The sequence below is a fragment of the Streptomyces sp. SID5910 genome (assembly GCF_009862125.1).
Classification (GTDB): Bacteria; Actinomycetota; Actinomycetes; order Streptomycetales; family Streptomycetaceae; genus Streptomyces.
In genome coordinates this window covers 1-11652 of sequence record NZ_WWHX01000559.1, presented here as the reverse complement: position 1 = coordinate 11652, position 11652 = coordinate 1, and the positions used below count along the sequence as shown (strand labels likewise).

11 protein-coding genes and 2 pseudogenes are annotated in these 11652 nt (G+C 71.9%); 9 read left to right on the top strand and 4 right to left on the bottom strand.

Going from position 1 to position 11652, the window contains the following annotated elements; translation table 11 throughout:
* The 5 genes and pseudogenes from GTW67_RS19775 to GTW67_RS19755 form a co-directional block, all read left to right on the top strand.
* Window positions 1-389 (top strand): annotated as a pseudogene (locus tag GTW67_RS19775) (ABC transporter substrate-binding protein); the annotation flags it as partial.
* Between the two features lie 9 nt (window positions 390-398).
* Window positions 399-1322 (top strand): ABC transporter permease, encoded by a 924-nt coding sequence (locus GTW67_RS19770; RefSeq protein WP_161166153.1) that lies wholly within the window; start codon window positions 399-401, stop codon window positions 1320-1322.
* Window positions 1315-2295, top strand: coding sequence for an ABC transporter permease (locus tag GTW67_RS19765; RefSeq protein WP_161166152.1), 981 nt, complete (start codon window positions 1315-1317; stop codon window positions 2293-2295). The genes GTW67_RS19770 and GTW67_RS19765 overlap by 8 nt, the downstream gene beginning before the upstream one ends.
* 9 nt (window positions 2296-2304) lie before the next feature.
* Window positions 2305-3297, top strand: a complete 993-nt coding sequence (locus GTW67_RS19760; RefSeq protein ID WP_161166151.1) for an ABC transporter ATP-binding protein — start codon at window positions 2305-2307, stop codon at window positions 3295-3297.
* Window positions 3290-4375 carry an ABC transporter ATP-binding protein gene (locus GTW67_RS19755; RefSeq protein ID WP_161166150.1) on the top strand — a complete coding sequence of 362 codons (1086 nt, stop codon included), beginning with the start codon at window positions 3290-3292 and terminating at the stop codon, window positions 4373-4375. Before GTW67_RS19760 ends, GTW67_RS19755 begins: the two co-directional genes overlap by 8 nt.
* A 128-nt stretch (window positions 4376-4503) precedes the next feature.
* Here GTW67_RS19755 and GTW67_RS19750 read toward each other — a convergent pair whose 3' ends face one another.
* Window positions 4504-6618, bottom strand: coding sequence for a S9 family peptidase (locus GTW67_RS19750; protein ID WP_161166149.1), 2115 nt, complete (start codon window positions 6616-6618; stop codon window positions 4504-4506).
* 206 nt (window positions 6619-6824) lie between these two features.
* On the opposite strand from GTW67_RS19750, the gene GTW67_RS19745 reads away from it, so the two are divergent.
* Window positions 6825-7019: a hypothetical protein gene (locus tag GTW67_RS19745; RefSeq protein WP_161166148.1), complete on the top strand. Its 195-nt coding sequence runs from the start codon at window positions 6825-6827 to the stop codon at window positions 7017-7019.
* A gap of 8 nt (window positions 7020-7027) precedes the next feature.
* Here the strand turns inward: GTW67_RS19745 and GTW67_RS19740 are convergent, their stop codons facing one another.
* The 3 genes from GTW67_RS19740 to GTW67_RS19730 all read right to left on the bottom strand — a co-directional run bounded on the left by GTW67_RS19740 (window position 7028) and on the right by GTW67_RS19730 (window position 9563).
* The gene (locus GTW67_RS19740) at window positions 7028-7462 is read right to left on the bottom strand and encodes a pyridoxamine 5'-phosphate oxidase family protein (RefSeq protein ID WP_161166147.1); all 435 of its coding nucleotides are present in this window, start codon (window positions 7460-7462) and stop codon (window positions 7028-7030) included.
* On the bottom strand, window positions 7459-8955 hold the full coding sequence (locus GTW67_RS19735; RefSeq protein ID WP_161166146.1) for an MFS transporter: 1497 nt from the start codon (window positions 8953-8955) through the stop codon (window positions 7459-7461). Before GTW67_RS19735 ends, GTW67_RS19740 begins: the two co-directional genes overlap by 4 nt.
* A gap of 122 nt (window positions 8956-9077) precedes the next feature.
* Window positions 9078-9563: a MarR family winged helix-turn-helix transcriptional regulator gene (locus GTW67_RS19730; protein ID WP_161166145.1), complete on the bottom strand. Its 486-nt coding sequence runs from the start codon at window positions 9561-9563 to the stop codon at window positions 9078-9080.
* A gap of 99 nt (window positions 9564-9662) precedes the next feature.
* Between GTW67_RS19730 and mshB the strand changes: the two genes are divergently transcribed.
* From mshB to GTW67_RS37050, 3 genes and pseudogenes are all read left to right on the top strand, one after another.
* Complete coding sequence (gene mshB / locus GTW67_RS19725; RefSeq protein ID WP_161166144.1) at window positions 9663-10553, top strand: N-acetyl-1-D-myo-inositol-2-amino-2-deoxy-alpha-D-glucopyranoside deacetylase; 891 nt, start codon at window positions 9663-9665, stop codon at window positions 10551-10553.
* A complete protein-coding gene (locus tag GTW67_RS19720) occupies window positions 10550-10972 on the top strand; it encodes a DUF6113 family protein (protein WP_161166143.1) in 423 nt (140 codons plus the stop codon). Before mshB ends, GTW67_RS19720 begins: the two co-directional genes overlap by 4 nt.
* A 156-nt stretch (window positions 10973-11128) precedes the next feature.
* Window positions 11129-11652: pseudogene (locus tag GTW67_RS37050) on the top strand (hypothetical protein); the annotation flags it as partial.

Sequence of the window (11652 nt, the reverse complement as noted above, 5' to 3'; positions counted from 1 at the left end):
TCTGCGTCGGCAACCCGGTCGGCACCTTCGCCGACTTCCGCAACCAGATCACCGGCAAGAAGATGAGCGGCCCCTTCCGCGCCGGCTGGCAGATGGACTACCCGCTCATCCAGAACTTCCTCCAGCCGCTCTACTACACCAACGCCTCCTCCAACGACGGCAAGTGGTCCGACAAGAAGTTCGACGGCCTCGTCGACCAGGCGAACGGCGAGTCCGACACCGCCAAGGCCGTCCAGACCTTCCAGCAGGCCGAGGAGGTCGTGCGGGACAACATGGCCGCCATCCCGCTCTGGTACCAGAACGGCAGCGCCGGCTTCTCGCAGCGGCTGTCCAACGTCAAGCTCAACCCGTTCAGCGTCCCCGTCTACAACGAGATCAAGGTCAGCTGAGGAGGCGCCATGGGACGGTACGTCGTCCGGCGGCTGCTCCAGATGATCCCGGTCTTCATCGGGGCCACGCTGCTGATCTTCCTGATGGTCAACGTGATGGGCGACCCCATCGCCGGCCTGTGCGGCGACCGGGAGTGCGACCCGGCGACCGCGGCCCAGCTGAGGAGGGAGTTCGGCCTCGACAAGCCCGTGTGGCAGCAATACCTCACCTACATGGGCAACGTCTTCACCGGCGACTTCGGCACCGCCTTCAACGGGCAGCCGGTCACCGAGCTGATGGGGACGGCGTTCCCGGTGACCATCCGGCTGACCATCGTGGCGATCGTCTTCGAGATCGTCGTCGGCATCGTGCTCGGCGTCGTCACCGGCCTGCGCCGCGGACGCCCCGTCGACACCGGGGTGCTGCTGCTCACCCTCGTCGTCATCTCGGTCCCCACCTTCGTCACCGGCCTGCTGCTCCAGCTGCTGCTCGGCGTCAAATGGGGCTGGATCGACCCGGCGGTCTCCACGGCGGCCCCCTTCGACGAGCTGATCGTCCCCGGCCTGGTCCTCGCCTCCGTGTCCCTCGCGTACGTCACGCGGCTGACCCGCACCTCCATCGCGGAGAACCGGCGCTCCGACTACGTCCGCACCGCCATCGCCAAGGGCCTGCCCCGGCACCGGGTCATCACCCGGCACCTGCTGCGCAACTCCCTCATCCCGGTCGTCACCTTCATCGGCACCGACATCGGCGCCCTGATGGGCGGCGCCATCGTCACCGAGCGGATCTTCAACATCCACGGCGTCGGCTACCAGCTCTACCAGGGCATCCTGCGCCAGAACACGCAGACCGTCGTCGGCTTCGTCACCGTCCTGGTCCTCGTCTTCCTGATCGCCAACCTCGTCGTCGACCTCCTGTACGCCGTACTCGACCCGAGGATCCGCTATGCCTGAGCAGGAGCCCTACGAGCCGGAGCGCGCCATCGCCGGGACCGGCATGGGCGGCACGATGGACCTCGGCACCAGCGAGGCGGTCACCCTGGAGCAGCCGCCAGGGCCGGACGGGGCGGACCCCCGCGACAAGCCCCGCAGCCTGTGGTCCGACGCCTGGCACGACCTGCGCCGCAACCCGGTCTTCATCATCTCGGGCCTGGTCATCCTCTTCCTGGTCGTCATCTCCATCTGGCCGTCCCTGATCGCCTCCGGCAACCCCCTCAAGTGCGACCTCGCCAAAGCCCAGGAGGGCTCCCAGCCCGGCCACCCCTTCGGCTTCAACGGCCAGGGCTGCGACGTCTACACCCGCACCGTCTACGGCGCCCGCACGTCGGTGGAGGTCGGCGTCCTCGCCACGCTCGGCGTCGCCGTCCTCGGCAGCGTGCTCGGCGGACTCGCCGGGTTCTTCGGCGGGGCGGGGGACGCGGTGCTGTCCCGGATCACCGACGTCTTCTTCGCGATCCCGGTCGTCCTCGGCGGCCTCGTCCTGCTCTCCGTCATCACCAGCAACACCGTCTGGCCGGTCATCGGCTTCATCGTGCTGCTCGGCTGGCCGCAGATCTCCCGCATCGCCCGCGGCTCCGTCATCACCGCCAAACAGAACGACTACGTCCAGGCCGCCCGGGCGCTGGGCGCCTCCAACTCCCGACTGCTGCTGCGGCACATCGCGCCCAACGCCGTCGCCCCCGTCATCGTCGTGGCGACCATCGCGCTCGGCACCTACATCTCCCTGGAGGCGACCCTGTCCTTCCTCGGCGTGGGCCTGAAGCCGCCCAGCGTCTCCTGGGGCATCGACATCTCCGCCGCCGCCCCCTACGTCCGCAACGCCCCGCACGCGCTGCTGTGGCCCTCCGGCGCCCTGGCGATCACCGTCCTCGCGTTCATCATGCTCGGCGACGCGGTGCGCGACGCCCTCGACCCGAAGCTGAGGTGAGCCGCCGCCATGCTGCTCGAAGTGCGCGATCTGCACGTGGAGTTCCACACCCGCGACGGCGTCGCCAAGGCCGTCAACGGTGTCAGCTACGCCGTGGACGCCGGTGAGACCCTGGCCGTGCTCGGCGAGTCCGGCTCCGGCAAGTCCGTCACCGCCCAGACCGTCATGGGCATCCTCGACGTCCCGCCGGGCCGGGTCACCGCCGGCGAGATCCTCTTCGAGGGCCGCGACCTGCTGAAGCTGAAGGAGGAGGAACGCCGGAAGGTCCGCGGCGCCGAGATGGCGATGATCTTCCAGGACGCGCTGTCCTCCCTCAATCCGGTGCTGACGGTGGGCGACCAGCTCGGCGAGATGTTCACCGTGCACCGGGGCATGTCCCGCAAGGACGCCCGCGCCAAGGCCGTCGAGCTGATGGACCGCGTCCGCATCCCCGCCGCCAGGGAGCGGGTGAAGCAGTACCCGCACCAGTTCTCCGGCGGCATGCGCCAGCGCATCATGATCGCGATGGCGATGGCCCTGGAACCCAAGCTGATCATCGCCGACGAGCCGACCACCGCCCTCGACGTCACCGTCCAGGCCCAGGTCATGGAACTGCTCGCGGAACTCCAGCGCGAGTACCACATGGGCCTGATCCTCATCACCCACGACCTGGGCGTGGTCGCCGACGTCGCCGACAAGATCGCCGTGATGTACGCGGGCCGGATCGTGGAGACGGCGCCGGTCCACGACATCTACAAGGCCCCGGCCCACCCGTACACCCGCGGCCTGCTGGAGTCGATCCCGCGCCTGGACCAGAAGGGCCAGGAGCTCTACGCCATCAAGGGCCTGCCGCCCAACCTCACCCGCATCCCGCCCGGCTGCGCCTTCCACCCCCGCTGCCCCATGGTCCAGGACGTCTGCCGCACCGACGTACCGCCGCTGTACGCCGTGACGGAGCCGGAGTGGACCGGGGCGGAACGCGGGAGCGCCTGCCACTTCTGGAGGGAGTGCCTGCATGGCTGAGCCGATCCTGGAGGTGCGGGGGCTGGTCAAGCACTACCCGCTGACCTCCGGCATCCTCTTCAGGAAGCACGTCGGCGCGGTCAAGGCCGTCGACGGCGTGGACTTCGAGCTGGCCCGGGGCGAGACGCTGGGCATCGTCGGCGAGTCCGGCTGCGGCAAGTCCACCGTCGCCAAGATGCTGGTCAACCTGGAGAAGCCGACGGCGGGGGAGATCCGCTACAAGGGCGAGGACATCACCCGCCTGTCCGGCAAGGCCCTCAAGGCCGTCCGACGCAACATCCAGATGGTCTTCCAGGACCCGTACACCTCCCTCAACCCCCGGATGACGGTGGGCGACATCATCGGGGAGGCCTACGACATCCACCCCGAGGTGGCCCCGAAGGGGGACCGGCGGGGGCGGGTCCAGCACCTGCTGGACGTGGTCGGGCTCAACCCGGAGTACATCAACCGCTATCCGCACCAGTTCTCCGGCGGACAGCGCCAGCGCATCGGCATCGCCCGCGGACTCGCCCTGCGCCCGGAGATCATCGTCGCCGACGAACCGGTCTCCGCCCTCGACGTCTCGGTGCAGGCTCAGGTCATCAACCTGATGGGCCGGCTCCAGGACGAGTTCGAACTCTCGTACATCTTCATCGCCCACGACCTCTCCATCGTCCGGCACATCTCGGACCGGGTCGGCGTGATGTACCTCGGCCGCATCGTGGAGACCGGCCGCGACGCCGAGATCTACGACCACCCCACGCATCCCTACACCCAGGCCCTGCTGTCCGCGGTGCCCGTGCCCGACCCGGAGGCCCGGGAACACCGCGAGCGGATCATCCTGGCCGGTGACGTGCCCTCCCCGACCAACATCCCCTCGGGCTGCCGCTTCCGCACCCGCTGCTGGAAGGCGCGGGAGCGGTGCGCCCTGGAGGTGCCCGCGCTGGCGGTGCCCGCCGAGTTCCGGGACGTCCGGAGCCCGGCCGCGCACGACTCGGCGTGCCACTTCGCGGAGGAGAAGCAGGTGGTGCCGCCCGAGACGGAGGGCGAGGGCCGGGACGGGGGCAAGGGCGGAGGCGACGGCAGCGGGCCGGGGTGACATGGCGCTCCCCGGCCCGCTTACGGCACCCGCACGGCCGTACGCCCACGAGCTTCGCCTGTCCGTATATCGGGACCGCTTCCGCGAAGTTGCCCTCGTGTTACGGCGGTTGGTGCCTTCGGGTGAGGTCAGGCCAGCGACCGCTTGAGGAAGTCCACCTGGAGCCGCAGCAGGTTCTCGGCGACCTCCTCCTGCGGGGTCATGTGGGTGACGCCGGACAGCGGGAGCACCTCGTGCGGGCGTCCGGCCGCCAGCAGGGCCGAGGACAGGCGCAGGGAGTGCGCGACCACGACGTTGTCGTCCGCCAGCCCATGGATGATCATCATGGGCCGGTGCGGCTCGGCGGCGTCGACCAGGCCCGCGTCGTCGATCACCGAGTTGCGGCGGTAGACCTCCGGCTGCTCGTCCGGGTGACCGAGGTAGCGCTCCTGGTAGTGCGTGTCGTACAGCCGCAGGTCCGTCACCGGGGCGCCCACGATCGCCGCGTGGAAGACGTCCGGCCGGCGCAGGGCGGCCAGCGCCGCCAGATAGCCGCCGAAGGACCAGCCCCGAATGGCGACGCGGTTCAGGTCGAGCGGGAAGTCGGCGGCGAGGGCCTGGAGCGCGTCGACCTGGTCCTGGAGGACGACCGCGGCCACGTCGTCCTTGACGGCCTTCTCCCAGGCGGGGGAGCGCCCGGGGGTGCCCCGCCCGTCGGCGACGACCACCGCGAAGCCCTGGTCGGCGAACCACTGGGAGGTGAGGTGGGCGTTGTGCGCGGACACCACGCGCTGACCGTGCGGGCCACCGTACGGGTCCAGGAGCACCGGGAGGGGGGTGTCACCGTGGTAGTCCCTTGGCATAAGCACGGCGCACGGGACACGGCGTGCGCCCCCCTGGGTGAGCGTCACGCGCGGGGACAAACCGGGGTCTTCGGCGTAGGAGGCGACGGCCGCGACCTCCTTGCCGTCCCGCAGCACCCGCACTCGGGCGCCCGGCCGGTCCGGCGTCGCGGAGACGAGAACGGTCACGCCCCCGGCGCGCACCGCCGAGTGCACGCCGGGCTCCTGCGAGACGCGCTCCACGCCGAGTTCGTTCACCCGGTACACGTGGACCTCGCCGGTCTCCGGGTCCGCCGCGCCCTCGCCCGCCGACGCCGAGACCAGCACGTCGTCGGCGGAGACGTCCAGCACCGCCCGCAGGTGCAAGTGGGCTCCGGTGAGCGGCCGTTCGCCGACCGCCAGCACCCGCGCCCCGCCCTCGTCGGCGATCCGCACCAGCTGCCCGGACGGGCTCCAGCAGGGCACTCCGGGGAAGAGTTCCAGCCAAGTTGGATCTTCGTCCGCGTGCACCATCCGGGTCGCCCCGGTCGCGGTGTCCACCGCCAGGAACAGCTGGCTGCGCTGGTCGCGCGCCTGTACGAGGATCAGTGGCGCACCCGCCGCTGACCAGTGCACTCGCGCCAGATACGGATACCGCGCCCGGTCCCAGAGAACCTCCGTGCGCCCCCCGTCCAGCCCGAGCACGAACAGCCGTACGTCCGCGTTGGCGGTGCCGGCCGCCGGGTACGGGACGTGTTGTGGATCACGTCCGGGGTGGGCCGGGTCGGAGATCCACCACCGTCTGACCGGCGTGTCGTCCACCCGCGCGACCAGCAGCCGGTCGGACTCCGGGCCCCACCAGAAGCCCCGCGCCCGCCCCATCTCCTCGGCGGCGATGAACTCGGCGAGCCCGTAGGAGACGCCCTCGGCGTCCGGCTCGGCCAGCGGCCTGTCCCCGTCCCCCTCGGCGCCCACCACCCGCAGGGCGCCCCGGGCGACGTAGGCGACGTGCCGGCCGTCGGGGGAGGGGCGCGGGTCGATCACCGGGCCGGGGACGGGGAGTTCACGTGCCGTCCCCGCGCGCAGCTCGGCCGTGAAGAGCCGCCCCGACAGCGCGAAGGAGGCCAGCTCGACGGCCGCGTCGGTGGCGTACCCGACGATGCCGGCGCCGCCCTCGCGGCTGCGTTCGCGCCGCGCCCTCTCCTCGGGCGACAGATGCTCCTCGGCGCCGCCCAGGAGGGCGCGCGGGTCGGCGGCGACGCGCTCCCCGCCGTCCGCGACGTCGAGGACCCACAGGGAGTTGGCCCGGTCCGTACCGGAACCGGAGCGCAGGAAGGCGACCCGTGAACCGTCGGGCGCCACGGTGAACGAACGCGGCGCGCCGAGCGTGAACCGCTGGGTGCGGGCGTGCCGTTTGGGGAAGGAGTCGGACTCGGTCGTCATGCCCTGACCATATTGGCCATGCGCCCCCTTGTGCGGCCGTGCGCCGATCGATGCGCGCGTACGGATAGTTATGATCACTAGCGCATAGTGGGTATCAACTGGGTGCCCGCTGCGTGGATTTATCTGCTCCTGCGTACTGAAGCGTTCCGATAGTCCGACCGCGTCCGACCTTCCCATGTCCCTGGGTTCTTTGGAGGTGAGCCGCCGTGGCACTCTCGATTTCGGCGGTGGTGCTGCTGGCGATCATCGTCTTCCTGCTGGTCAAGAAGTCAGGACTGAAGGCCGGGCACGCAGTGGTCTGCGTACTGCTCGGCTTCTACCTGGCCTCGTCGACCGTCGCCCCCACGATCAGTGAGGTGACGTCGAACATCGCGGGGATGATCGGGAGCATCAACTTCTGACCGCCGGCTCAGCCCTGGGCGGAGACGTCCAGGGCGGTCCCGTACAGCCGGGAGACCCTGAGCAGGATCACCACCCGGCGGTCCGGCAGCGGCTCCTCACCGGGGGCCGCCCCGTCGGCCGGGTCCACGATCTCCGCCTCGCCCTCCGCCACGGCGAACGACCAGACGTCGGGCCCGTGGACGTGCAGCGAGGCGTGCGGGTCGCGGCGCAGCTGACGGACCTTGAGGCGGTCGGCGGTGGAGGAGACGCGCAGGACGCGCTCCTCGGCGTCCCAGTCGTAGAGGACCGTCGACAGGTGCGGATGGCCGCTGCTCCGGACGCTCGCGAGCACGCCGAACCGCTGCCCGCGCAGCAGCCGGGACGACTCCTCGTCGGTGAGCACCCGGGGGGCCGGGCCGTCGTTCCTGGTGGTGCGGGCGTGGGTCTCGGTGTTCTCGCTCATGGGGTCGGCCTTTCCGTGGTCGGGTTCGGGATCGGGGCGGGGCGGCGCAGCACCGTGAGGGCGACGGCGAACGCGGTGATCAGGAGTCCCGCGCCCACCCCGAAGGCGAGGTGGTAGCCGCCGGTCAGCGCCTCGGCGGCACCGTGGCCGTCCGCCGTCAGGCGCTCGGTGCGGGAGGCGGCCAGGGTGGACAGGACGGCCACGCCCAGGGCCATCCCGATCTGCTGGGTGGTGTTGAACAGGCCGGACACGAGACCGGCGTCCCCCTCGTTCGCGCCGGACATCCCGAGGGCGGTCAGCGCCGGCAGCGCGAGGCCGAAGCCCGCGGCGAGCAGCATGACCGGCAGCAGGTCGACGGCGTAACCGGCCCGGACCGGCACCCGGGCGAGGAGGCCGAGGACGCCGACGAGGAGCACGATGCCCACCAGCAGGACGTTGCGCTCACCGAAACGGGCGTTGAGGCGGGCCGAGACCCCCAGGGAGACCGCGCCGATGACGGCGGCCGCCGGAAGCATCGCGAGGCCGGTCTCGGCGGCGCCGTACCCGAGCACCTTCTGGAGGTAGAGGGCCACGAGGACCTGGAAGGAGAAGAGCGCGGCGACCATCAGCAGCTGGACCAGGTTGGCGCCGGAGACGCTGCGCGAGTGGAAGACCCTGAGCGGCATGAGCGGGTTCCTCGCGGTGGCCTGACGGACGAGGAACGCGGCGAGCAGCGCGACGGCGAGAGCGCCGAGGCCGAGGGTGTGCGCGGAGGCCCAGCCGTGCTCCCCGGCCTTGACGACGGTGTAGATGCCGAGCATCAGCCCGGCGGTGACCAGTACCGCGCCGAGGACGTCCGCGCCCGCCCCGAGACCGAGGCCGCGGTCCCGGGGCAGCACGCGTACGGCGACCGCGAGGGCGGCGACGCCGATCGGCAGGTTGATGAAGAAGACCCAGTGCCAGCTGAGCGCGTCGGTGAGGACCCCACCGAGGACCTGGCCGAGGGACGCGCCGGCCGCGCCGGTGAAGCTGAACACGGCGATGGCCCTGGCGCGTTCGCCGGGTTCGGTGAACAGCGTGACGAGGATGCCCAGGCTGACCGCGGAGGCCGTCGCGCTGCCGACGCCCTGGAGGAAGCGCGCGGCGATCAGCGCGGCGGGCGAGGTGGCCACGCCGGCCAGCAGCGAGGCGGCGGTGAAGACGGCGAGGCCGGCCAGGAACATCCGCCTGCGGCCGATCAGGTCGCCGAGCCGGCCGGCCAGCAGGAGCAGGCTGCCGAAGGCGATGAGGTAGGCGTTGACGACCCAGCTGAGGCCGGCGGGGGTGAAGCGCAGGTCGTTCTGGATGACCGGCATCGCCACGGTCACGATCGAGCCGTCGAGGACGGTCATCAGCGTCCCGGTGGCGATGACCCCGAGGGCGAGCCGGCGCGAGCGCGGGCCGGGAGGAGGAGCGGGAGGAGCGGGAGGTGCTGGGGGAGCGGTCGACGGCGCGGTGCCGGATATGGCGGACATGCGCTCTCCTGTCCAGTCGATGGGAGCGACAGGAGAGACCGTAGCAGATGGTTTTGTTGCAGACTATATTTCTCGGTCCTACCTCCGTCCTGCCTCCGTCCTACCTCCGTCCTGCCTCGGGCCTACTTCGCCTGCCGTGCCCGGCGGGCCGAGCGCGGAGCCTCGACGGGGGTCGCCAGGCCGTCCTCGACCAGGCGGCCGAGGATCCGCAGCAGGGCTTCCGCGTCCTTCGCGGGGAGCGTGGCCAGGGCCTCGCGGTGCACGCGGTCGACGATCTCCTGGCTCTGCCCGGCGACCCGGGCGCCCTCGTCGGTGACGGCGATGATCCGGGCCCGCCGGTCCGTCCGGGACGGGCGGCGCTCGGCGAGGCCCGCCTTCTCCAGGGCGTCCACCGTCACCACCATCGTGGTCTTGTCCATGTCGCCGATCTCGGCGAGCTGGATCTGGGTGCGCTCCTCCTCCAGGGCGTGCACGAGCACACAGTGCATACGGGTGGTCAGCCCGATCCCGGCGAGCGCGGCGGACATCTTGCTGCGCAGGACGTGGCTGGTGTGGTCCAGGAGGAACGACAGATCCGGCTCGGTGCGCGAGGGCGTCATGGCGGTCATGCCGCCAGCGTAGGACAGCTCGATCCGTGGCGGATTATCCGGCGCAGTCCTTGATGGGCCCTGGCGCGGGAGGGGCCCGCGGCCTCATAGGGTGGTGGCATGACGGAACTCCCCGCCCGGCGTCTGCTGCTGGTGCACGCGCACCCGGACGACGAGTCGATCAACAACGGCGCCACCATGGCCAGGTACGCGGCCGAGGGCGCCCATGTGACGCTGGTGACCTGCACCCTCGGCGAGCGCGGCGAGGTCATCCCGCCCGGGCTCGGACACCTCACCGGAGCCGCCCTGGGCGGGCACCGCAGGGGCGAGCTGGCGGAGGCCATGCGCGCGCTCGGCGTGGACGACTTCCGGCTGCTCGGCGGGCCCGGCCGGTACGCGGACTCCGGGATGATGGGCCTCGCCGACAACGACGACCCCGGCTGCCTCTGGCAGGCGGACCTCGACGAGGCCGCCGCCCTCCTCGTCGACGTGATCCGCGAGGTGCGCCCCCAGGTCCTCGTCACCTACGACCCGAACGGCGGCTACGGCCACCCCGACCACATCCAGGCCCACCGCATCGCGATGCGCGCCGTGGAGCTCGCGGCCGAGGCGGGCTGCCCGGTCGCCAAGGTCTACTGGAACCGCGTCCCGCGCACCGTCGCCGAGGACGCCTTCGCCCGGCTCCACGACGACCTGCCCGGCCTGCCGTTCGCGAAGGCGGCCGGCGTCGAGGACGTGCCCGGCGTCGTGGACGACGAGTGCATCACCACCGAGATCCGCGCCGAGGGCACCCCGTACGCCACCGCCAAGGCCGCGGCCATGCGCGCGCACGCCACCCAGATCACCGTGGCCGAGCCGTACTTCGTCCTCTCCAACGAACTGGCCCAGCCGCTCTTCACCACGGAGTACTACGAACTGGTGCGCGGTGAGCGGGCCGACGCCGACGGCGGGCGCGAGAGCGACCTGTTCGCCGGGACCGGGACCGGAGCCGGCGCCGGGGAGGCGTCGTGAGCGGGCGTTCCGAGCCGACGACCTCCGCGCTGGCCCAGCCGCTGCGACCGCCGTCCCCCGGGCGGGCCGCCCTCTACCTCGTTCTCCTCGTCCTCGGCGCGGTGACCGCCGTGGCGGGCGCCCTCGTGCAGTCGGCCTGGTTCCCGGGCGGGCTGCTGCTCGCGCTGGCCGCCGAGGCCGGACTGTGCCTCGGCGCCGGCCGCGCCATGGGCCGCCGCGGCGGGGCCGTGGCACCCGCCGTCGGCTGGGCGATCGCCGTGGTGCTGCTCACCGCCAGCCGCCCCGAGGGCGACTTCGTCTTCGCCGCGGGCACCGGCTCGTACCTCTTCCTGCTCGGCGGTATCGCCGTCGCTGTGATGTGTGCCACCCTCGCGCCGGTGCGGCAACCGGACGGCGGCGGCGCCCGACTTGGCAAATGACGTACTACTTCGCCGTGGCACGGGCGTGCGAGTCCGGTGTGGGTTTCCCCGGCAGTCATGGGATACGCGTGAGAAGTGGCCAGTATGGTGGTGCGCGCCGCCGGGCCGCCCGCTTTCTGGTGCGCCGGGCGGCGGAGCCAACCGGGAGAACCTGCCTTGAGTCGTGAAACTGACAGTCCGTCCTCCGGGCCCCACGGGCGCGGTGGAGCCGCGTACCCGTCGGGCACCCCGCCCTACGGGACCCCCGTGGCTTCCGGCGCCGGTACGGACGCGGGCCGTTCGGCCACGCGGCCGGAGGAACGCAAGACCGAGACGACGCTGACGACCCGGATCCGGATCAACATCCCCGGATCGCGGCCCATTCCGCCGGTCGTCGTGCGCAAGCCCGTCACGGACGCCGAGAGCGAGGCCGCCGACACCGAGACGGCCGAGCAGCCCGAGCCGGGCGCCACCGCGCCGACGGGCACCGCCGAGACTCCCGCCGAAACGGCGCAACCGGCGCAGCCGGCCGAGGAGAAGCCGACCAGCGACTGGTTCGCGCCCCGCAAGTCCGGGCCGGCCAAGGGCGGTCAGGGCGGCGGCTCCACCAACGGCGCGGGTCTGCCCGGCGGTTCCGGAGCCGGTACTGCCGCTCCGGGCCCGGCGGCCCCGGGTGCCGGTGCGGCCGGCGGTGCGCGGCC

What these genes read in the sequence shown, in the direction of transcription:
- GTW67_RS19770 (WP_161166153.1), top strand. Translation starts at nt 399, where the DNA reads ATGGGACGGTACGTCGTCCGGCGGCTGCTCCAGATGATCCCGGTCTTC.
- GTW67_RS19765 (WP_161166152.1), top strand. Translation starts at nt 1,315, where the DNA reads ATGCCTGAGCAGGAGCCCTACGAGCCGGAGCGCGCCATCGCCGGGACC.
- GTW67_RS19760 (WP_161166151.1), top strand. Translation starts at nt 2,305, where the DNA reads ATGCTGCTCGAAGTGCGCGATCTGCACGTGGAGTTCCACACCCGCGAC.
- GTW67_RS19755 (WP_161166150.1), top strand. Translation starts at nt 3,290, where the DNA reads ATGGCTGAGCCGATCCTGGAGGTGCGGGGGCTGGTCAAGCACTACCCG.
- GTW67_RS19750 (WP_161166149.1), bottom strand. Translation starts at nt 6,618, where the DNA reads ATGACGACCGAGTCCGACTCCTTCCCCAAACGGCACGCCCGCACCCAG.
- GTW67_RS19740 (WP_161166147.1), bottom strand. Translation starts at nt 7,462, where the DNA reads ATGAGCGAGAACACCGAGACCCACGCCCGCACCACCAGGAACGACGGC.
- GTW67_RS19735 (WP_161166146.1), bottom strand. Translation starts at nt 8,955, where the DNA reads ATGTCCGCCATATCCGGCACCGCGCCGTCGACCGCTCCCCCAGCACCT.
- GTW67_RS19730 (WP_161166145.1), bottom strand. Translation starts at nt 9,563, where the DNA reads ATGACCGCCATGACGCCCTCGCGCACCGAGCCGGATCTGTCGTTCCTC.
- mshB (WP_161166144.1), top strand. Translation starts at nt 9,663, where the DNA reads ATGACGGAACTCCCCGCCCGGCGTCTGCTGCTGGTGCACGCGCACCCG.